18 protein-coding genes and 1 tRNA gene are annotated in these 21,019 nt (G+C 44.4%); 11 read left to right on the top strand and 8 right to left on the bottom strand.

Going from position 1 to position 21,019, the window contains the following annotated elements; genetic code table 11:
• Positions 1 to 8: 8 nt before the first annotated feature.
• From R7035_RS23855 to pepA, 5 genes are all read right to left on the bottom strand, one after another.
• Complete coding sequence (locus R7035_RS23855; protein WP_262652182.1) at positions 9 to 914, bottom strand: bifunctional helix-turn-helix transcriptional regulator/GNAT family N-acetyltransferase; 906 nt, start codon at positions 912 to 914, stop codon at positions 9 to 11.
• 115 nt (positions 915 to 1,029) lie between these two features.
• Entirely contained in the window at positions 1,030 to 1,434 is a 405-nt protein-coding gene (locus R7035_RS23850; RefSeq protein WP_169628884.1) for a DUF2061 domain-containing protein, read from the bottom strand.
• Between the two features lie 203 nt (positions 1,435 to 1,637).
• Positions 1,638 to 4,496 (bottom strand): valine--tRNA ligase, encoded by a 2,859-nt coding sequence (locus R7035_RS23845; protein ID WP_047103615.1) that lies wholly within the window; start codon positions 4,494 to 4,496, stop codon positions 1,638 to 1,640.
• Between the two features lie 96 nt (positions 4,497 to 4,592).
• Positions 4,593 to 5,042, bottom strand: a complete 450-nt coding sequence (locus R7035_RS23840; protein ID WP_025998737.1) for a DNA polymerase III subunit chi — start codon at positions 5,040 to 5,042, stop codon at positions 4,593 to 4,595.
• A 115-nt stretch (positions 5,043 to 5,157) separates the two neighbouring features.
• Positions 5,158 to 6,666 carry a leucyl aminopeptidase gene (gene pepA / locus R7035_RS23835; protein WP_005381073.1) on the bottom strand — a complete coding sequence of 503 codons (1,509 nt, stop codon included), beginning with the start codon at positions 6,664 to 6,666 and terminating at the stop codon, positions 5,158 to 5,160.
• Between the two features lie 200 nt (positions 6,667 to 6,866).
• Between pepA and lptF the strand changes: the two genes are divergently transcribed.
• The gene (gene lptF, locus R7035_RS23830) at positions 6,867 to 7,967 is read left to right on the top strand and encodes an LPS export ABC transporter permease LptF (protein WP_005381072.1); all 1,101 of its coding nucleotides are present in this window, start codon (positions 6,867 to 6,869) and stop codon (positions 7,965 to 7,967) included.
• A 3-nt stretch (positions 7,968 to 7,970) separates the two neighbouring features.
• Positions 7,971 to 9,041: an LPS export ABC transporter permease LptG gene (gene lptG, locus R7035_RS23825; protein WP_005381071.1), complete on the top strand. Its 1,071-nt coding sequence runs from the start codon at positions 7,971 to 7,973 to the stop codon at positions 9,039 to 9,041.
• Between the two features lie 87 nt (positions 9,042 to 9,128).
• On the opposite strand, the gene R7035_RS23820 is transcribed toward lptG, so the two are convergent.
• Positions 9,129 to 9,608 (bottom strand): RDD family protein, encoded by a 480-nt coding sequence (locus R7035_RS23820; protein ID WP_005381070.1) that lies wholly within the window; start codon positions 9,606 to 9,608, stop codon positions 9,129 to 9,131.
• A gap of 184 nt (positions 9,609 to 9,792) precedes the next feature.
• The gene (locus R7035_RS23815) at positions 9,793 to 11,061 is read right to left on the bottom strand and encodes a DUF2254 domain-containing protein (RefSeq protein WP_017636178.1); all 1,269 of its coding nucleotides are present in this window, start codon (positions 11,059 to 11,061) and stop codon (positions 9,793 to 9,795) included.
• Between the two features lie 227 nt (positions 11,062 to 11,288).
• On the opposite strand from R7035_RS23815, the gene R7035_RS23810 reads away from it, so the two are divergent.
• Both R7035_RS23810 and R7035_RS23805 read left to right on the top strand, forming a co-directional pair.
• A complete protein-coding gene (locus tag R7035_RS23810; RefSeq protein WP_025767626.1) occupies positions 11,289 to 11,954 on the top strand; it encodes an SDR family NAD(P)-dependent oxidoreductase in 666 nt (221 codons plus the stop codon).
• Between the two features lie 190 nt (positions 11,955 to 12,144).
• Positions 12,145 to 12,229, top strand: a tRNA-Leu gene (locus R7035_RS23805).
• A gap of 244 nt (positions 12,230 to 12,473) precedes the next feature.
• Here the strand turns inward: R7035_RS23805 and R7035_RS23800 are convergent.
• Positions 12,474 to 13,757: a carbohydrate-binding protein gene (locus tag R7035_RS23800; RefSeq protein ID WP_005381066.1), complete on the bottom strand. Its 1,284-nt coding sequence runs from the start codon at positions 13,755 to 13,757 to the stop codon at positions 12,474 to 12,476.
• A gap of 247 nt (positions 13,758 to 14,004) precedes the next feature.
• Here R7035_RS23800 and R7035_RS23795 point away from each other — a divergent pair, with 247 nt between their 5' ends.
• From R7035_RS23795 to R7035_RS23765, 7 genes are all read left to right on the top strand, one after another.
• Positions 14,005 to 14,310, top strand: a complete 306-nt coding sequence (locus R7035_RS23795; protein WP_115386301.1) for a PTS sugar transporter subunit IIB — start codon at positions 14,005 to 14,007, stop codon at positions 14,308 to 14,310.
• Between the two features lie 87 nt (positions 14,311 to 14,397).
• Positions 14,398 to 15,732, top strand: a complete 1,335-nt coding sequence (locus tag R7035_RS23790) for a PTS sugar transporter subunit IIC (RefSeq protein WP_005381064.1) — start codon at positions 14,398 to 14,400, stop codon at positions 15,730 to 15,732.
• Between the two features lie 51 nt (positions 15,733 to 15,783).
• Positions 15,784 to 16,095 (top strand): PTS lactose/cellobiose transporter subunit IIA, encoded by a 312-nt coding sequence (locus tag R7035_RS23785; RefSeq protein ID WP_031777269.1) that lies wholly within the window; start codon positions 15,784 to 15,786, stop codon positions 16,093 to 16,095.
• 12 nt (positions 16,096 to 16,107) lie between these two features.
• Complete coding sequence (locus R7035_RS23780) at positions 16,108 to 17,430, top strand: 6-phospho-beta-glucosidase (protein WP_064354316.1); 1,323 nt, start codon at positions 16,108 to 16,110, stop codon at positions 17,428 to 17,430.
• 18 nt (positions 17,431 to 17,448) lie between these two features.
• Positions 17,449 to 18,204, top strand: coding sequence for a chitin disaccharide deacetylase (gene chbG, locus R7035_RS23775; protein ID WP_025767647.1), 756 nt, complete (start codon positions 17,449 to 17,451; stop codon positions 18,202 to 18,204).
• 104 nt (positions 18,205 to 18,308) lie between these two features.
• Positions 18,309 to 19,307 (top strand): LacI family DNA-binding transcriptional regulator, encoded by a 999-nt coding sequence (locus tag R7035_RS23770; RefSeq protein ID WP_318146297.1) that lies wholly within the window; start codon positions 18,309 to 18,311, stop codon positions 19,305 to 19,307.
• 130 nt (positions 19,308 to 19,437) lie between these two features.
• Complete coding sequence (locus R7035_RS23765) at positions 19,438 to 20,691, top strand: HD-GYP domain-containing protein (RefSeq protein WP_262652178.1); 1,254 nt, start codon at positions 19,438 to 19,440, stop codon at positions 20,689 to 20,691.
• Positions 20,692 to 21,019: the final 328 nt, after the last annotated feature.

Raw genomic sequence — 21,019 nt, 5'->3', positions numbered from 1 at the left:
ATTATCTATTACAGCATCTTAAGCATTACGACTTCACATGCATCATGCCCTGTTTGTCCAAGCGGGGCACTGAGATGCTCAAAGCCTAGCTTTTCATACAAGCTTACCGCTTCTCTCAGACATTCAGTTGTCTCTAAATAGCACTGCTGATACCCAAATTGTTTCGCCAATTGTAAGCTCAATGCGACGATGCGTTTGGCTAAACCGTGTCCTCGTGTTTGAGGTAAGAAGTACATCTTTTGTAGTTCACACACATTTGGCTCGCCAGCTAAAGGGGCAAAGCCACCGCCACCAACGATCTCTCCGCGATGTTCAATGACCCAATAGGCGGCCCTGTTTTGATTGTACACCGAATACATATCATCAAGCGTTGGATCGGCCACACCATAACCTTTGTCTGCGGTTAAGCCGTATTCAGCAGAGACTTTACGAATCACATCTGCGACTTGCGGGTTGTCTGCTTTAGTAAGAGGTCGAAGAACGTATTCCTCAGACTGACACACTTTTGTTAGCCCTTTTAGGTAAGTCTCTAGACCAAGTTTGAGTTGCTCTTGCTCGCTGTCATCGAGTTGGGTAAGCAGTTGTTCAAAGAAGCTGTTTTGCTGTTGGTCCAGTTGCGATAACGCCAGTTGGCCTTGCTCTGTAATCGCGACGAGTTGACTACGTTTGTCTTTTGGGTTTTCGATGCTCTCGACCAAACCTAATTTAATCAAACCAGTAACGGTTCGGCTCGCGTTGGACTTGTCGACATTAAGCTGCTGTGCCAGCTGATTGATGGTCAATGGCTGCAATTGGATTTCACCCAATGCGTGCGCTTGCACTGGAGTGAGAGCGACATCGCCGCATTGTTTATCAAGCATACCAAGCAATCGGACGGCTTGACGGGAGTAGTGTCGAAGTTGACGAGCGTTCATTATCACTTACCTCTAAAAATAAAGTTGCGCACCGCAATTAAATTAATTGCGGTGCGCAACCTTGTCAATGGTAAATGTCATTTTGCTCGTTAGGAGACGTAGTGAGCCTCCATGTTTAAGCGTGGTGATGTAAACAAAACTGCGGTGCTGGAGTTTTTTCTGATGATTTACGCATCCATACTTTCTCGTGGAAGTAGTAAGCCACCGTGTTCAAACTTGGCTCTAACATCGCCATTACGCCGCCGACAAATGCATCACCTGTTAGTAAGTAAACCACGGTAAAAGCGACGCTGAAGTGCACGGTCGCAAAGCTTGCGGTTTTTAATTTGGTCATCCACTGACGAGCTTTAAGTGCTGGGACTTTTGCCCATGCCTTTTCATGAAAGTAGAAGGCTACGGTGTTCACTGAAGGCTCAATCATGGCAATTAAACTACCAATTAGAATGTCGCCTGTGAGTACGTAAGCGACACTAAATGCGATAGTAAAATGCAGTGCTGCGAAAGTTAGTGTCTTTTTCATGATAATTACTCAATCGTGTTTGTTTCGATGAGCTTATTATCGATAATAATTCTCATTAATGCTAATGGGTAATGAGTATTGTTGTGATAGGGGGAAGCTATTGATGATGGTTTTGGTGAAATGTATACAAAAAAGGTTGGCCATGATGACCAACCTTTTGAACCAAAAAGTGAGAAGTGCTAATTCTTCTCTTTCACTGAGGCTTAAAGTGCAGCGATCGTTGTCTTCTGCTCTTCTAGCTTAGCTAGCGTTTCTTTGTAGCCTTCAAGCTTCTCACGCTCTTTAGCAACAACTGCTTCAGGTGCTTTCGCTACGAAGCCTTCGTTACCTAGTTTGCCTTCGATACGCTTGATTTCGCCGTGAGTCTTCTTGATTTCGCCATCTAGACGAGCAAGCTCAGCATCTTTGTCGATCAGACCTGCCATTGGGATCATCAGCTCAGACTTACCAACCAGTGCTGTCGCACATGCAGGAGTTTGTTCGCCAGCTTCAAGCACGCGTACTGCTTCTAGCTTCGCTAGTGACATCAGTACTTGCTTGCTTGCTTCTAGACGAGAGGCATCTTCTGCATTTGCTGCTTTCAGCATAACGTCAAGCGGCTTACCAGGGTTGATGTCGTATTCAGCACGTAGGTTACGGATGCTGGTAATGAACGCCTTCACCCATTCGATATCATCTAGCGCTTCTTGGTTGAAGTTTGCTTCGTCGAATTGAGGCAGTGCTTGAAGCATGATTGTCTCACCTTCTACACCTTCAACTAGTGGCTTGATGCTTTGCCAGATAGTTTCAGTGATGTAAGGAATCACAGGATGAGCCAGACGTAGAGTCTTCTCAAGTACCGTGATTAGTGTACGGCGAGTACCACGCTGTTGCGCTTCAGTACCTTTCCATAGAACGGGTTTAGTTAGCTCTAGGTACCAGTCACAGAATTGGTTCCAGATGAATTCGTAAAGCGTGTTCGCAGCCATATCTAGACGGAAGTTGTCGATATGGTTGTTGAACGCTTTCGCTGCAAGTTCAAACTGAGACTCGATCCATTTGTCTGCTAGTGAGTATTCAATCTCACCACCGTTGAAGCCACAATCTTGCTCTTCTGTGTTCATCATTACGTAACGGCTTGCGTTCCATAGTTTGTTACAGAAGTTACGGTAACCCTCAAGACGCTTCATATCCCAGTTGATATCACGACCTGTTGATGCCATTGCTGCAAGAGTGAAACGTAGTGCGTCTGTACCGTATGCTTCGATACCGTTTTCAAACGTCTTACGAGTGTTCTTCTCGATCTTCTTCGCTAGCTGAGGTTGCATCATGTTGCCACAACGCTTCTCTACTAGAGACTCTAGGTCGATACCATCGATCATGTCGATTGGGTCAAGTACGTTACCTTTCGACTTAGACATCTTGTCGCCGTTTTCATCACGGATTAGACCAGTAACGTAAACCGTCTTAAATGGTACTTGTGGTTTGCCGTTTTCGTCTTTCACGAAGTGCATGGTCATCATGATCATGCGCGCAACCCAGAAGAAGATGATGTCGAAACCAGTTACTAGAACGTCTGAAGGGTGGAATACTTTCAGGTCGTCAGTTTGCTCTGGCCAACCTTGAGTACCGAATGTCCATAGTGCAGAAGAGAACCACGTATCCAGTACGTCTTCGTCTTGGTGCAGTTCAATGACTGACTCTAGGTTGTTGTTCTTACGAACTTCTTCTTCAGTGCGACCTACGTAAACATTACCTTGGTTGTCGTACCAAGCTGGGATGCGGTGACCCCACCATAGCTGACGAGAGATACACCAGTCTTGAACGTCACGCATCCAAGAGAAGTACATGTTTTCGTACTGCTTAGGAACAAATTGGATGTCGCCGTTTTCTACTGCTTCAACTGCAGTTTTCGCTAGAGGCGCAGTACGTACGTACCATTGGTCAGTTAGCATTGGTTCGATAACCACGCCACCACGGTCGCCGTAAGGAACTTGTAGATCGTGATCTTTCACTTCTTCAAGTAGGCCTAGCTCGTCGAATTCAGCAACGATAGCTTTACGAGCGGCAAAACGCTCCATACCGTGGTATTTAGCTGGTAGCTCAGTGCTGTAAGCGTCGCTTGCTTCGCCGTTGGTGTTGAATACTTCAGAAGCATCACGGATGTTTGCGTCGAAAGTCAGAATGTTGATCATTGGTAGCTGGTGGCGCTTACCTACTTCGTAGTCGTTGAAGTCGTGCGCAGGTGTGATTTTCACACAGCCAGTACCTTTTTCCATATCTGCGTGCTCATCGCCCACTATTGGGATGCGACGATCAACGATAGGAAGGATGATTTCTTTACCGATAAGATCTTTGTAACGTGGATCTTCTGGGTTAACTGCAACACCCGTATCGCCTAGCACGGTCTCTGGACGAGTCGTTGCAACAACGATGTAGTCTTTGCCATCGGCTGTTCTAGCGCCATCTGCTAGTGGGTAGCGGAAGTGCCACATGTGGCCTTTAGTGTCTTTGTTCTCTACTTCTAGATCTGAAATCGCTGTGTGTAGCTTTGGATCCCAGTTAACCAGACGCTTACCGCGGTAGATTAGATCGTCTTCGTATAGACGTACGAAGACTTCTTGAACGGCGTTAGATAGACCATCGTCCATCGTAAAGCGTTCACGATCCCAGTCTACAGATGCGCCAAGACGACGAAGCTGCTTAGTGATAGTGCCGCCAGATTCGCCTTTCCATTCCCAGATTTTGTCGATGAAAGCTTCACGACCGTAATCGTGTTTTGTTTTGCCTTCTTCTGCTGCGATCTTACGCTCAACAACCATCTGAGTTGCGATACCAGCGTGGTCAGTACCTACTTGCCAAAGGGTGTTTTTACCCTTCATACGTTCACAACGGATAAGCGTATCCATGATCGTATCTTGGAACGCGTGGCCCATGTGTAGGCTACCAGTGACGTTCGGTGGCGGGATCATGATGCTGTATGATTCTTTAGTAGTGTCACCGTGTGGCTTAAAGTAGCCTTTCTCTTCCCAAGTCTGATACAGAGCTTGTTCGATTGAAGTTGGGTTGTATGTCTTTTCCATAGCGCTCTTTTAATGGATACGTTGATGGTTGAATCTTAGTCAATCTTTATAAGTGAGGGATCTTAACAAGATCGCCTTAACTATAAGGATTGACCGTTAAGGATATTGAATTTCGATCGTTTGCAGCTGGTAACCTGCTTGACGGTAAATTTTATATCTTTCTCTTGCGAGTTGTTTAGCTTTTTCTTCGCAGGGCACGAAGTCTACCACTTGAGCAAACTTGTTCGCAAAGGTTGTCTCATTTTCCGCCAAATTAATTACCAGCTGACGGTTCCAATTAGGTTTTACACCGTTATGGCCGATCTCAATATTGGTGGCGTATTTCGGTCCCTCGCCTACGAGGTTATGTGCCATGAACTTGTCTGCATCAACTTGCCAAAAGGCTTCAGCGAGCTGCTCGGCGTGTGGTTTGTCTTGGCAGTTTAAATACACTTTAGCGCCTTGGCGAGCAAAGTGCTGAGCCAAAAACACGATGTATTCTTCAAAGCCAGCCACCGTTGCTTGCGGGCTCTCTTCGTTAATGATGTAGAAGGTTGCAGTTTGCATCATTCTCTCACTTGCCTTGGGTCTCTTCCTAAGACCATCTTAAGTCCCACTTTCATTTTAGAAAATTAGGATAATAAAAAAGGGCCTTGCGGCCCTTTTAGATTCTGTTCAGAAATTACTCTTCTGTCTCTTGGCCGCTGCGGTTCAAAAGGAATTGGACAAGCATTGAGACAGGACGGCCCGTTGAGCCTTTCGCTGCGCCTGATTTCCACGCGGTACCTGCGATATCGACGTGTGCCCAGTTGTACTTCTTCGCGAACTTAGATAAGAAGCAACCCGCAGTAATTGTGCCACCAGGGCGACCACCAATGTTTGCCATATCCGCAAACGGGCTTTTCAACTGTTCGTGGTACTCGTCTGCCATTGGTAGACGCCATGCACGGTCACTCGCTTGCTCAGAAGCGTTTACTAGCTCATGAGAAAGAGGGTTGTGGTTAGAGATTACGCCGCTGATATGGTGGCCTAGTGCGATAACACAAGCACCAGTTAGCGTTGCAACGTCAACCACGCAGTCTGGTTCGAAACGCTCTACGTAAGTCAGTGCATCACAAAGAACAAGACGACCTTCCGCATCCGTGTTCAGAACTTCTACAGTTTGACCAGACATGGTTGTTAGGATGTCACCTGGACGGTAAGCGTTGCTGCCTGGCATGTTTTCACAACCTGCTAGAACACCAATAACGTTGATTGGTAGGTTTAGCTTCGCTAGCGCTTTCATTGTACCGAATACCGATGCCGCACCACACATGTCGTACTTCATCTCATCCATACCTTCGCCCGGCTTTAGAGAGATACCGCCTGAGTCGAAGGTTAGACCTTTACCTACGAGTACAATCGGTTTTGCATCTGAGTCAGGGTTACCTTTGTACTCGATGATAGACATCATAGATTCGTTTTTAGAACCACGGCCTACTGCTAGGTAAGAGGTCATACCCAGTTTTTCCATCTCTTGCTCACCAATAATTTTGGTGGTTACGGTTTCGTAATCGTCCGCTAGACGACGAGCTTGAGAAGCAAGGTAAGCTGGATTAGCTACGTTTGGCGGCATGTTGCCAAGGTCTTTTGAGGCTTTGACACCTGATGCGATAGCAAGACCATGAGTGATTGCTTTTTCACCCAAGTTCAATTCACGACGCGTTGGTACGTTGAAAACAAGCTTGCGCAGTGGGCGGCGAGTCTCAGGTTTCACGCTCTTGAATTGATTAAATGTGTATAGACCATCTTTAGTCGCTTCTACAGCCTGGCGCACTTTCCAGTATGTATCACGACCCTTAACATGCAGTTCAGTTAGGAAACATACCGCTTCCATTGAGCCTGTCTCGTTAAGTGTGCTGATCGTCTTTTGAATGATTTCCTTGTACTGGCGCTCGCCAAGTTCACGCTCTTTGCCGCAACCGACAAGTAAAACGCGCTCTGACAAAACACCTGGTACTTGATGCAGTAGCAGCATCTGACCAGGTTTACCCTCTAGATCACCACGGCGAAGTAGTGAACTGATGTAACCGTCACTGATTTTATCAAGTTGTTCGGCTACTGGAGAAAGGCGACGTGGTTCAAACACACCAACAACGATACATGCGCTACGTTGTTTCTCTGGACTGCCACTTTTTACACTGAACTCCATGCGTACTCCTACATCCTGAAGACAAATTGCTCTAAATGTTAGATAATGATCGCTTACTTGTTGAATTTTAGCTCCAGGCTTACATGCAGAGCTGATTAAGCGACTAACATCTAGTTTATAATTTTTAAAAAAATAAATGGTTCAACGGGAAACTATAGTGATTCGACCAAAAAAACAAGTTTTGTATAGGTAATTTCAGCGTGATTATTGTTAGATATTTGATCCGCGAAACACTCAAGAGCCAATTTGCGATTTTTTTCGTACTTTTTTTGGTGTTTGTAAGCCAGAAATTCATAAGTGTTCTTGCTGATGCTTCTGATGGGGATATTCCTGCTGGATTGATTTTCTCGATTGTTGGTTTGAACATGCCAGCAATGGGTCTGTTAATGCTGCCTTTAAGTCTGTATATCGGCATATTGATCACATTTGGTCGTCTGTATGCAGAGAGCGAAATTGTCGTAATGAACGCGACAGGTATTGGTAATAAATTCTTAGTTCAAGCGGCCTTATACCTAGCGTTGATTACTTCAGCGGTGGCGGCTTTCAATGCGTTGTGGCTATCTCCGTGGTCTCAAGACCGCGTTGAGCAGCTTTATGAGCAGGTAGCGTCAGAAAACAGCGTTGACCTACTTAAAAAAGGTCAGTTCCAAGGTACACCAGACGGTTCATCGGTTGTGTTCATCGATGACATTAAAGACAATACCTTGAGCAACGTTTTTGTTGCGCAGATGCGCCCTCGAGATTCGGTGTTACCGAGTGTGATGTTCTCATCTTCTGGTGAAGTAAAAGAGCTTTCGGACGGTCGTCAGATCATCACTATGAAAGAAGGTACGCGTTATGAAGGTGTGCCTACTCGCGTTGAATATATGATCACGAAATTCGATGAATACGAAGGTGTTATCGGCCAACGTGAGGTCAAAAAGAAAGGGCGAGACTGGGAAGCATACCCAACGGTTGACTTGATAGGTCACCCAGATCCAGAGGCGCAAGCGGAGCTACAATGGCGAATTTCGTTATTTGTGTGTATTCCACTCTTAACGATGCTCGTTATTCCTTTGTCTGCGGTGAATCCGCGTCAGGGACGGTTTGCCAAAATGGGGCCTGCGATTCTGATCTACCTAGCGTATTTCTTGGCGATCAGTGCAACCAAATCTGCATTAGAAGATGGTGACATCCCGGCTGCTATTGGTATGTGGCCAATCAATGCGATGTTGCTGATTGTTGCTATCATGGCGAATATGATGGACAGCGTTGCTGCTAGACGAATAAAAGACAAATTCCGCAAGAAGAGGCTCGCGTAAGCTGTGTTCAAAATATTAGACCTTTACATCGGTAGAACCATCATCTCTACCACTGCCTTGGTTTTAGCGACGTTTGTTGGCTTATCGGGCATCATCAAATATGTAGAACAGCTACGTAAAGTTGGGCGAGGTGTGTACGACCTCACTCATGCGTTGTACTTTGTGTTACTCAGTGTGCCGCGTGATATCGAAATGTTCTTTCCAATGGCGGCATTACTCGGTGCCCTGATCGGCTTAGGTATGTTGGCTTCAAGCTCTGAGCTTGTGGTGATGCAAGCTGCTGGTTTCTCTAAGCTGGATATCGGGTTATCGGTACTCAAAACGGCCGTCCCGCTCATGATTGTTGTTATGGCGTTAGGTCAATGGGGCGCTCCTGAGGCCCAGAAGATGGCCCGTGACTTACGTGCGTTTGCGATATCAGGTGGTAGCATTGTGTCTGTGCGCTCAGGTGTGTGGGCTCGTGATGCAAACGACTTTATCTTTATCGGTAAAGTCGAAGACGACAAACTTTATGCTTTAAATATGTGGCGTTTTGATGATGATAAGAATCTACAAAAAGTTATTTTCGCCGAAGAAGTCGACTACCAACAAGATAACAACTGGCTGATGCGTTACGTACAAATTACGGACATGGAAAATGAAAACGTAATTTCAAAGCAAGACATCGAACAGATGGAGTGGCACACCTCTTTGGCACCAGATAAGCTAGCTGTGGTGACCGTGAAGCCAGAAGAACTGTCACTGAGCGGTTTGTATGATTATGTGACTTACCTAAAAGCATCGGAACAAGATGCATCTCGCTATGAGTTGGCGTTTTGGCGTAAGTTGACTCAGCCGCTTTCAATTGCTGTGATGATGTTAATGGCGCTATCTTTTGTTTTCGGTCCACTCAGAAGCGTGACCATGGGGGCAAGGGTATTGTCGGGCGTGGTTGCCGGGTTTACTTTTTACATATCCAGTGAGTTCTTTGGCCCATTAAGCTTGGTGTATGGCATATCCCCAGTGTTTGGTGCTTTGGCCCCGAGTTTGGTGTTCTTAGCTATTGCGATTGCACTGCTACGAAGAAAGCTATAACTGAAGCATCATCGAATAAACCAAGTTTTACCGAACCAAATGTAAAAGGAAGGCATTACGCCTTCCTTTTTTGTGTTCCTAGACAAGTTAGTTTGCCTTCGGTAATACAACAACCTCTGTTTTGGCCCAAATGTCGTGGAAACCACGTTTCTTCGGATCAATCGGTACAGTCAGATTTGCCAAGCCAAAGCCAGATGTCGAAATACGAATTAGAGCTTGAGTTACCGTAATTGGTGCACCGTCTTTGGCATTGCGAACTCGAAGCTTCCAAGCGCGCATCCCAAGAGTTTGTCCTGCTCGCGTCCAGAAGAACACAAAGAAATATATCCACACACCCGCAAGATAAAGTGTAAATAGAGGGCTCAATACAGGGTGCTTTCCGAGCATATCTGCGGCATCAGCGTACTCGCCATAGCTCAACAATCCTGCTGCATTTAGTGCAAACACAACGGCCATAACAATACCAGCGGCCATCATTTCAATTGCGATAATAATCAATGTGTCGTAAATCAACGCTGCAAGTCGACGAAAGAGACCAGCAGGTGGAAGAGTTGTAGACGTTGTCATTATTCCATCACTTACCTTAAAAATTGTGCGTCAGAATATAGATTCCCTCACCAAGAGAAAAGAGACCTAACGCACAGAGTCTTTAATTGTGTATAAACGAAGAGACTTTTCTGCCCTACGTTATCAGCACATGTCATGATACACGAGGCCGTGCAGCAATATGTTTCAACTGAATTCGACTCTCTTAACCATTGGCTCTTTGGTCTGTGACCAGATTAGATAGCTGAGAGAGTTGGTGTTTCTCATCTTCGGTATAATGTTGGCTTAACGAAAGCTCTAAAGCTTTTTCTGACAGCTTGATTGCTGGTGACAAAAATAACTTAGGGTGCATACTAGAGAGAGCTAGCAAGGCCTTTTGTAGGCGAATCTGTATTTGGAGTTGCGCTGCACCATCGTGTGCTATCGGCAAAAAAACATCATCAAACAAATCCTGGCAGCTCAATGCGGGCACAAATAGTCTAGGATATCGAGTTTTGGTAGGCGGCTCACTGAGTAGGTCTCCCCATAATGAAAGTGCTCGTACAGAACGCCCAAGAACGTCAATCGCGGTGCCATTATCATTTACAGCCGGAGATAGTGCTCGTGAGGCGATTTCCGCCATAACGACTAAACCAAAGCGAGGGTCCTGATCATATGAACGCTCCGTTCGAATCGTGAAGGCTGCCGTTACTTCGCTTTCGTCTGGCAACTCTCCACAAACCCAAGCCAATGGTTGACCTACGTACACAAAACTTCCCGGTTGTCGCTCAAGATAGATGGTGCATTGGTTTGCTTCAGCAATACTATCGAGATGATGCATATCAACATGCTGTAAGTAGCCAATTTCTTGGCTCAAAATAGGTTTACTTCCTCTGGGTTTATGTTCTGGGTGGCTCCACGGGTGAGCACCTAGCCAACGCTCTTTGCCCCGTTTTCTAATAGCATCTAACAAGGCTTGCTCCACGTATGAAGTGGTTTCACTGACCCTTCCTAGTACGGAAAGGTGCTGAATCCAACGTAGCAGAGTGAGTATGATCATCACGATTACGGCGATAGTCACGATGAACAGATAAATTTGTGCTTGTTGATGATAGGCCCCAATACCTAGCGCGATAATTCCTACCAAACTAAATAGAAAAGAGCCAAGAAAGGTTGCTAAGGCATTTTGTGTTGTGCTGTCTTCCATCAACAGTTTTGTCGCTCGCGGCGTTACCCCTGCACTAGCGGCACTGTACGCTGAGACCATAATATTGAGAGAGAATGTAGTCACTGCAAGCATGGAGGTTGCGAGGATATTTAATATGTTGTTCAACAAATCCTTGCTGACGTTGATGGCAGGGGGCAGAGTAATGAACTGGTTTAAAACAATCGACATTAAGGCGGTAGCAACAGCAAGTAATGCGTAGAGTGACGTCCGGACCCACAGTTTTCGCGTCATCTGTTTCAGTAACCACTGCCATTTTGACCCAGTCATTCTTTGCTCCTATTCAGTTCTCACTAGAAAGTCGATAGAAAATTCAGAAAGTTATTCTTGCTTAAGCATAGGTTAAATGCCCGTCGTTCTGCTTGATATTTCATGCATCACGAAAGTAAGAAAGCCGCTTGCTTCAAAGAATGGTGTTCTTGAGGTGTGAATTACCACGATTCTGTTACCTTAATTGATAGATGAATTAAAAGTATGTGGTTGAAAAGAGGTAGCGCATGATTGTAATTACAGGTGCAAGTAGCGGTTTAGGGGCGGAACTAGCAAAGCGTTATGATGCGGAAGGCAAAGAGACGTATGTAATAGGAAGAAATACAGAAAAACTATCCGCACTAGCAAAACAACTCTCTCATAACGTTGGTTATCAAGCTTGCAACCTCTCATTGCACCAAAATGTGAAACAGCTCTTTGATGGGGTGAAACAGTCCCCTGAAATGGTCATTCATAGTGCGGGAAGTGGTTATTTTGGCTTACTGGAAGAGCAGGAGCCGGAAGAGATTCAAAAGTTGATTGATAACAACCTGAATTCTGCGATTCATGTGCTAAGAGAGTTAGTAAAGCGTTACAAAGATCATCCAATAAAAGTGGTCATGATCATGTCCACAGCCGCGCAACAACCTAAAGCGCAAGAGTCTACGTATTGTGCAGTGAAATGGGCCATCAAAGGATTAATTGAGTCGGTTCGTTTGGAGCTAAAAGGAAAACCTATGAAAATTATCGCGGTTTATCCTGGTGGAATGGATACGGAATTCTGGAAAACAAGCGGCAATACGATGGACACGAGTCACTTCATGCAAGCAGAAGATGCCGCAGAGATGCTCTATAATGCGTTGTCGAGCATTGGGAATGGTTATGTTTCTGATATTACAGTGAATAGAATTTAAAAAGAGTTTCGTATACTCATTTTCATCTGGAAGAGTAGTAGAAAATGGAGCGTACGTTTCTTATGAGTACAGCTTTGTCACACTTTGTGGCGAAATTATCAGCAAACGATAGTTATTTAAGGTATTTCTGCTTGCGCAGGTCAAAAGCTTACGTATAATGCCAACCATCAAAGGGCAATAGCCCAAAGATGCCGGTGTGGTGAAATTGGTATACACGACGGATTCAAAATCCGTTGCCTTCGGGCGTGGCGGTTCAAGTCCGCCCACCGGTACCATACATAGAAAGGTCGCTTTTATAGCGGCCTTTCGTCGTTTTAGGTGCTCGTAAATATCAAAAGGAAGTTAGCGTTGCCTTCGCGGTGGCGGCAGGAATGCCAGTCCAATCAACTCCGCCCACCGGTACCATATTTTAAGACAGAGCCTCGATGAAAGTCAGGGCTTTGTTGTATCTGGATCTTCAAAAAAAAGCGCGAGGGGTATGCCTCGCGCAAACTACTACATGGTGATAGTAGGAACAGCCTATAGAGCTGTGAACAAGGTATTCTGAGTGTTCGGAGTCCAGTCTGCTTGGGACACGTGCGGTACATCAACTAGATAACGCAAACCTTGATAAGTCACCACATCACCTTGTTTATAGGAAACATTCTGAGTCCAGTTAGTGGCTGGGTCTGCATTTGTCCAAAGGCTAGAGGTTGGAGACGGTGCCCAATCTTGTTGCGCAGTATGGTTTGTTACAGCCTGGTATACAGTACCTAGGTGTAAGACGTAATCGCCAGCGTCGTAGTTATGACCAACTTGCCAGTTCGGTGTGTAGTTATCCATTGTGTCGAAGTCATAACCCGCTTGTTTTGCTAACTGTATAAACTTAGCGAGCTTAGGTAGGTTTTGCGTTGCACCCATGCCACGCTTACCATCTTCAAATAGGAACTCGTGAGTTAATACGATAACTTTATCGGCGTGTAAAGGTGTACCACATGGGAACTCTTGAGCTTTGGAGTTGATCGGGTTAATCGTTGTTGGTGCACAAGTGTTTAACGCGGAATCCACATATCCAAGAAATGCTTCTGCTTCTGTAAGGCTGTTTGCTGGCATTTCAATGCCCCAATTTTCAGGTGCCCAGTCCACATCCCAACCGTGAGTTTGATAGCCGTTATTCGCTAGGATATTTTGAACCTCGATAGCTGCTTTTACACTGTTGGATGGGTTGGATGTATCGCATACATATCCTGGTTCCCAAGGTTTCAGGTCATCAGACGTGGCACATAACCCATCTGCTTTGAAGTCTTTCGTCACTCGCCAACCGTTGGTGTAGGGCAGTCTAGCAAACTCTGTTGCCTTGTAGTTCGGGTAGCTTGTAATGTTCGGCAAATACTTTGCTAACACAGATAAGTTTTCCGTAAACATTGAGGCATCGTAAACAGGGTCTTGATACGAGTTTAGCTGGTGGTCCCCGGTCGCATTACACTCCGCAGCACTGTTCGGTCCAAATTCATCCACGCAGTTGTGCACCATGTGATCGTAACTGTGGTTCGCAACAATATGACCAGTGTCTAATGCGAGCTTTAAGGCTTCTAGGGAACGGTCTTCATTCTCATCACCAATTCCATCTAAATGCCAAGCATTAAAGTAAAACGTCGCTTTGATATCTTCCTGGTTAAGTACTTGAATAACGTCAATAGATGCATTGATTGGTCCATCATCAAACGTTAGATAAATTGTGCCTTTAGAGTCGGTTTGAGCAAATGAGTGTTGTGATAGTGCGGCACTTACAAGCGTTGCAATAGCCAATTTATTAAATTTCATTCTCTATTCCTTTTAAGAAATTAATAACGACGTTGTCAGTAGTAAAATATTGATAATTTGAAACTTAATGTGATGTCTTAAATTATTTTATGACTTTTATCCTAGACCTAAATAATTACAAAAAAATAGGTGGTATTTTCTAAATTGGGATTGTGTTCACGAATAATGCAACCGGTTGCGCTTTTTTGTCTTGGTTATTTTTGCTACAGTTTTTACAGGTTGAAATTTACACAACGGGAGTAAGGCTATGAAAAAGATCCTTTTATGCTGTAGCGCAGGGATGTCCACCAGTATGCTTGTTAGGAAAATGGAGCAAGCTGCTGAAAATAAAGGAATTGAGTGCAAAATTGATGCAATGTCAGTGAATGCGTTTGAAGATGCAATTAAAGAGTACGATGTTTGTCTTCTCGGGCCTCAAGTACGTTTTCAGCTAGAAGAACTAAGAAAAACGGCGCAAGAGCATGGTAAAAACATTGATGCTATTTCTCCTCAGCATTATGGAATGATGAAGGGAGAAGAAGTACTAGAGCAAGCATTAGAATTAATTAACTAAAATATAGTTTTAAATTAAAAAGATAACTGTACATCAAATATAAATATTTGATGCGGGATTCTTTTGCCTAAAATAAGGATGGACTCTATGAAGCTTTATGACGCAATTATAGGCGCAGTCGAAAAGCATATAGCCCCTATAGCAGCTAAAGTGGGGAATCAGCCCCATGTTCGCGCAATGAGAGACGGTTTTATTGTCGCAATGCCGTTTATTATTGTCGGTAGTTTCATTTTGATTTTTGCATTCCCCCCATTTGCCGAAGATACAACCTTTACTTTTGGTCGAATTTGGCTCGATTTCGCCACTACACATTTTGATACCATAATGATGCCCTACAACATGTCGATGGGGATCATGACCATTTTTGTTTCGCTGGGCGTTGCTTATAGTTTAGCGAAGGCTTACAAGATGGATGGGATCACGAGTGCTGTATTGTCACTAATGTCTTTTTTACTCATTGCGGCCCCAGCTAAAGATGGCGCGTTGTCTATGTCTCACATGGGCGGAACCGGGATCTTCACCGCAGTGATGTGTGCATTTTTCTCGGTGGAGCTCTACCGTTTTATGAAAAAGCACAATATTACGATTCGCATGCCAGAGCAGGTGCCACCGGCGATTGCGCGATCATTTGAAGTATTGCTACCAGTCTTAGCGATATTCATTACCTTATATCCACTTAGCCTTTTCGTACAAACCCAGTACGACATGCTGATTCCAGACGCTGTTATGGCTATCTTTAAACCGCTAATTAGTGCGTCTAACTCATTGCCTGCCATTATTGGCGCTTTATTGCTTTGCCAGCTACTTTGGTTTGCGGGTATTCATGGTGCTGCAATTGTTGTTGGACTGCTTTCTCCAATCTTTTTGACCAACATTGGTGCCAACATTGAAGCCTTTGTTGCAGGTGAACCGATTCCAAACGTATTTACTCAACCGTTCTGGGATTTTTACATCTTTATTGGCGGCTCTGGTGCAACACTTGCTCTTGTTATGCTGATGTCGTTTAGCCGTTCTGTTCACCTTAAGAGCATTGGTCGAATGAGTGCGGTACCTGGCTTTTTCCAAATCAACGAACCTGTGATCTTCGGTAGCCCAGTTGTGATGAACCCGACCTTGTTTATCCCGTTCGTCTTCGCTCCAGTCATCAATGCTACGATTGCGTACTTTGCTGTGCATGTCGGCTTTGTGGGTATGGGTGTCGCTACAACACCTTGGACAACACCGGCACTGATAGGTGCTTCGTGGGGTAGCGGTTGGACCTTTGCGCCAGTATTGCTCGTCATTGGTTTATTAATTCTTGATCTAATCATCTACTTCCCATTCTTCAAAATGTTTGAGAAGCAAATGTTGGAGCAAGAACTACCAACGACGAAGGAAACTAAAGGTGACACGCAGCCGTCAGGCGAAGGCGTTACTGCTTAACTGTGCTTAATGGGCCGCAATTACCGCGGCCCGATTTTCGGAGAGAAAATGATGGAACAAGAATTGGTTGTAATGGAGATCATTTGCAATGCTGGTGAAGCCAGAAGTTTAAGCTACGAGGCATTGCGTTTATCTCGAGAACAAGATTTTGAAGCGGCTGATGAGAAGCTCTCTCAAGCAAGAGAGTGCATTAATAAAGCCCACTTAATACAGACTCAGCTTATTGAAGAAGATCAGGGAGAAGGGAAAGTCCCGATGACGTTAGTGATGGTGCATGCTCAAGATCACCTAATGACTACGATTTTGGCTCAAGAGATGGCTGTAGAAATCGTCGCACTGAACAAAAAAATCTCGAACAAATAAAGGGGGATGAAAATGTCTAGAGAGGCGATCAAACTTGCCATTATTGGCGGTGGTAGTAGCTATACCCCGGAATTGGTTGAAGGGGTTATTAAGCGCTTAGAATATTTACCCGTTAAGAAGATTCATTTTGTGGACATTGAGTCAGGAGCTGAGAAGCTTGAGATCATCAAAGGATTGGCTCAGCGAATGGTCGATAAAGCCGGAGCAAAAATTGAGATAAAAGCCGGTTTCGATCGCCGTGCTGCGATAAAAGATGCGGATTTTGTGATGACGCAGTTTCGTGTTGGTGGCCTTGCTGCACGCGCTAACGATGAGCGAATCCCAATCAAGTACGACGTCATCGGCCAAGAAACAACGGGCCCTGGTGGTTTTGCTAAAGCACTGCGAACCATTCCGGTCATTCTTGATATCTGTAAAGACATTGAAGAGTTGGCTCCAAACGCATGGATGCTCAATTTCACCAACCCAGCGGGTTTAGTTTCCGAAGCGGTCAGTAAGTACACCAAAGTAAAGAGTATTGGTTTATGCAATGTGCCCGTTTCAATGGAAATGATGATTGCAGAAATGATGGAGTGCGAGCCAAAAGAGCTGCAACTTGAGTTTGCTGGGTTAAACCATCTCGTGTGGGTACACAAAGCATGGTTCAATGGGGAAGATATTACTCAAACGGTATTAGAGAAAGTCGGTGATGGTGCCAACTTCAGTATGAAGAATATCTGGGAAGAGCCGTGGGATCCGGCATTTCTAAAAGCACTGGGGGCGATACCATGTCCTTATCATCGTTACTTCTACCAAACTGATGCCATGCTTGCTGAAGAGAAACAAAGTGCCGATGAAAAAGGCACTCGTGCTGAGCAGGTAATGGAAACAGAAAATGCGCTATTTAAGCTCTATCAAGATCCTACCCTCGATCATAAGCCGAAAGAGTTAGAGGAGCGGGGTGGTGCTTATTATTCTGATGCATCACTGAACCTAGTTGATTCAATTTATAACAATCGTAATAGTATTCATGTTGTTAACGTTTTAAATAATGGAGCGATCAACGGCCTACCTGACGATGCTGTGATTGAATGTAGTGCCGTGATTGGTAGCTGGGGGGCGAAACCTCTTGCGGTTGGCGAGTTGTCAAACAATATCAAAGGATTACTCCATCAAGTTAAAGCGTATGAGCAGCTAACAATAGAAGCTGCTGTCGAAGGTAATTATGACAAGGCGCTTATGGCATTAACCAATAACCCATTGGTGCCTGACATTGGCCGCGCCAAGTCAATCCTGGATGATATTCTGGCGGTGAACGCTCCGTATTTACCTCAATTTAAACTAACGACGTTGTAAGACTAAGGAAGGGCGCCGATGAAAGTCATTTTTAATGCTGATGATTTTGGTTTAACGAGAGGTGTAAATAGCGGCATCGTTAAAGCTCATCAGCAAGGTGTAGTTCATTCAACCACCATGATGGTGGGTATGGATGCTGAGCAACATGCCTTAGAACTAGCTCGCCATAATCCAGACTTGAAAATTGGCGTTCATCTTAGGTTTACAGCAGGTGTGCCTATAACGAAGCATCCTAACTTGACCAACGGCCGAGCGCACTTTATCAATTATGACGAACTTTGGAGTAAGCAGGACTTCGAAACTCAGGTCGTTTATGATGAAGCAAAAGCTCAGGTGGAACATTTTCTATCGCTTGGGTTAGAGCTAAGCCACTTAGATAGCCATCATCACGCGCATACTCACCCTCAAATTTTGCCCGTTATTAAAGAAGTAGCGAATGAATACCGAGTGCCACTGCGGGGCAGTGGCTTGTGTCAAGAATCGATGACAATCAGGTATATCTTTACTGATGAGTTTTATGATCAAAAAGTGAGCTTGGATGGCTTAATGGCACATCTATTGAGCTTAAAAGCTGACTATGACTTGGTTGAGGTGATGTGCCACCCGGCAGAGGCCGATCAGGCGCTTATCTTAAAGAGTGGCTATGCGCTTCAGCGAGAGCTAGAGTTACAAGTTCTTACCTCTCCCATTTTAAAAGAACAGTTAGCTCATCATGGTATAACTGTTACGGATTACTCTGAGCTTGTTTCTACCAATCAAATGGTCGGTGTATGATTAAAGGCTGCCAGCTTCGCCCCCTATAGCACCTTACGAATTGCTGGCAGCCGTTCTACACAAACGAATATTTAATAACAATTGCAGTTGGACCCAATAGCATTATGGCAAGGATTAAAGATGTAGCCGAACTCGCCGGTGTAAATCGCTCTACCGTTTCTCGAATTATTAATGGAGAGGGGAAATTTCGCGAGGAAACTCGAAAAAAAGTAGAGCAAGCTATGGCGCAATTGAATTATCGTCCTAGTGCAATTGCTCGTTCACTCGCAACCTCATCCAGTAATATGGTTGGGTTATTGGTGACTTACTATACGGGGGGCTTCTTTGGCGAGATGATGGAGCAGGTTCAGACCGAGCTGGATATTCATAAGAAGTTTTTGATTACAGCTCAAGGCCATCATTCTGCACAAGGTGAAAAAGAGGCAATTCAGCGTTTTAATGATTTACGTTGTGACGGCTATGTACTTCATAGTCGTTATTTGTCAGATGATGACTTACGTGAATTAGCTAAACAGCCAACACCTTTCGTTCTTCTGGATCGCTACGTGGAAGGAATAGAAGAGCGTTGTGTTACCTTTAACCATCATCATGCAAGCCGTATTGCCGTTGAGCACCTTTTAGCTGGTGGTCATCGAAAGATTGCTTGTATTGCCGGTCCATCCCAACGTCATAATAGTGTATTGAGAAAGCTTGGGTATATTGATGCAATGAAGGATGCTGGTATAGATATTGATGAAAGCTGGAGTGAAGAAGGGAATTATGGTCGGCAAAGTGGTTATGATGCAATGGCTGCAATTTTACAACGACACCCTGATGTGACGGCTGTCTTTTCGTGCAGTGAAGAAATGACGGTTGGCGCAATGCAGTACTTACACGAGCACAGTATTTCTGTACCAGAGCAAATCTCATTAACTAGCTTTGACAGTGTTGATCTTTGTGAAAGTCTTTACCCTACAGTATCAGCAGTGCACTTTCCTATCAGTGACATGGCCCGTGTAGCGGTACAAACGTTAATGGGGCTAGTCAAAGATCAAGAAGTAATAGACAAGCCAGTGTTCGAGGCCAAGCTTAAAATACGCAAAGCAGATCGCTCCTTAAAGTAGCTTACTTCTATCTAATTAAGTGAGTCGCTTAGAAATAACGGTTTGATGTTTTGATAGTTACTGATGAATTTATTCACAAAATTTACTAGTATTCTAACTCTCTTAAGAAATATAAATCAGTAGTGAATAAGTGGCAGCCATTAAACTAACGGTCGATCGTATTCAACCCGGACTACATATCCGTCTTCCGCTAAAGTGGAACGATCACCCCTTTCTACTCAATAGCTTTAAGATTAAAGACCAAGAGCAAGTCGAGATGATCCGCCACCTCGGCGTAAAGTTCGTTTACTTTAATCCAGAGCAAAGCGATGCCGTTCCACTCCCTGTTGATCAAAGACAAGCTGACAGAGTAACAAATGAAGCGTCGTTAGATCATGAAACTCAAAAAATGTGGCAAGAAAAACAGAACCGCATAGAGAAGTTAAGTGCATACCGTCGACGCTTGATTCAGTGTGAAAAAGAGTTTGAGCGCTCTCTGGCACGTATGCGTTCAGTCATGACTAAAATCCGTAACCGTCCGACAGCAGCAGTTGATGAAGCAAAGCTTCTTATTGAAGATATCGTCGAGAAGTTAATGTGCGATGATAATGTTACGTTACATCTGATGAACGGAAAAAATGAGTTTGAAGATATTTATTTCCACTCATTGAACGTGGCTGTTATCTCGATGATGATTGGCCGTGCTAAAGGGTACTCAGCAGCACAGTTGAAAGAGCTTTCCTTCTCCGCACTATTCCATGATATCGGGAAAATAAAAATCCCGACTGCAATATTAAGAAAGCAACTACCTCTAACAGAGCCAGAAACCAACTACTTAAAGTTGCACACTAAATATGGCGTCGATCTTGCGAGTCAAATCGAGGCTTTTCCCGAAGTCGCGAGAATTGTGATCGCGCAGCACCATGAGCTAAGAGATGGGTCTGGTTATCCTAAAGGCCTGAAAGGAGATGAGATCAACGAGTTTGCTCAAATTATTGCTGTAGCCAATGCGTTTGATAACTTGTGTCATACCCCGATAGTCTCAGACCAAAAGATTCCTTATACCGCACTCTCTCATTTATATAAGAACTGTAAACACCTATATAAAGAAGAGAACCTGAACATCCTAATTAAGTTTATGGGCGTGTTTCCTCCGGGTACCGTAGTTCAGCTTTCTAATAATATGGTCGGCCTGGTTATCTCAGTGAATGCATCGCATTTATTATTCCCGAATGTCTTGGTTTACGATCCATCAGTACCAAGGACGCAAGCGCCAATCATTGATCTTGCGTCAAAAGATATAAAGATAGTTAACGCGATTCATCCATCAAAATTACCGGATAAAGTAAAAGAGTATCTAAATCCGCGTTCGCGTATTTCTTATTTCTTTGATAGCGATGAGTAGTTATCCACAGCTTTTTGTGGGTAAATTGTATAAATCCTGAGTGTTATTTCTGGGTAATTTTGGGGTTGGATGGAAAGTATCCATTTGGCATGTTTTTTTAGAAAAAATGCATTTTTAGTATTGCCAAAGAAAATCTTCTCCCTATAATGCGCATCCATCGACACGGCAGACGTCACAAGGCTTCAGCAGGGTCGAAGAGGTAAAAAGCTTCTACAAAAAATTAGTTTAAAAAAGTGTTTGACACTAACAACTAAATCGCTAGAATGCACCTCCGCTTTGAGAGAAAAACTTCTCGCAAAGCAAGCTCTTTAACAATATAGACCTATCA

This window comes from Vibrio sp. 1731, assembly GCF_033339955.1.
Classification (GTDB): domain Bacteria; phylum Pseudomonadota; class Gammaproteobacteria; order Enterobacterales; family Vibrionaceae; genus Vibrio; species Vibrio alginolyticus.
This window is presented reverse-complemented; position numbering and strand designations above follow the sequence as displayed.

Coding starts and splice junctions, on each gene's coding strand:
- R7035_RS23855 (WP_262652182.1), bottom strand. CDS start 914: ATGAACGCTCGTCAACTTCGACACTACTCCCGTCAAGCCGTCCGATTG.
- R7035_RS23850 (WP_169628884.1), bottom strand. CDS start 1,434: ATGAAAAAGACACTAACTTTCGCAGCACTGCATTTTACTATCGCATTT.
- R7035_RS23845 (WP_047103615.1), bottom strand. CDS start 4,496: ATGGAAAAGACATACAACCCAACTTCAATCGAACAAGCTCTGTATCAG.
- R7035_RS23840 (WP_025998737.1), bottom strand. CDS start 5,042: ATGCAAACTGCAACCTTCTACATCATTAACGAAGAGAGCCCGCAAGCA.
- pepA (WP_005381073.1), bottom strand. CDS start 6,666: ATGGAGTTCAGTGTAAAAAGTGGCAGTCCAGAGAAACAACGTAGCGCA.
- R7035_RS23820 (WP_005381070.1), bottom strand. CDS start 9,608: ATGACAACGTCTACAACTCTTCCACCTGCTGGTCTCTTTCGTCGACTT.
- R7035_RS23815 (WP_017636178.1), bottom strand. CDS start 11,061: ATGACTGGGTCAAAATGGCAGTGGTTACTGAAACAGATGACGCGAAAA.
- R7035_RS23810 (WP_025767626.1), top strand. CDS start 11,289: ATGATTGTAATTACAGGTGCAAGTAGCGGTTTAGGGGCGGAACTAGCA.
- R7035_RS23800 (WP_005381066.1), bottom strand. CDS start 13,757: ATGAAATTTAATAAATTGGCTATTGCAACGCTTGTAAGTGCCGCACTA.
- R7035_RS23795 (WP_115386301.1), top strand. CDS start 14,005: ATGAAAAAGATCCTTTTATGCTGTAGCGCAGGGATGTCCACCAGTATG.
- R7035_RS23790 (WP_005381064.1), top strand. CDS start 14,398: ATGAAGCTTTATGACGCAATTATAGGCGCAGTCGAAAAGCATATAGCC.
- R7035_RS23785 (WP_031777269.1), top strand. CDS start 15,784: ATGGAACAAGAATTGGTTGTAATGGAGATCATTTGCAATGCTGGTGAA.
- R7035_RS23780 (WP_064354316.1), top strand. CDS start 16,108: ATGTCTAGAGAGGCGATCAAACTTGCCATTATTGGCGGTGGTAGTAGC.
- chbG (WP_025767647.1), top strand. CDS start 17,449: ATGAAAGTCATTTTTAATGCTGATGATTTTGGTTTAACGAGAGGTGTA.
- R7035_RS23770 (WP_318146297.1), top strand. CDS start 18,309: ATGGCAAGGATTAAAGATGTAGCCGAACTCGCCGGTGTAAATCGCTCT.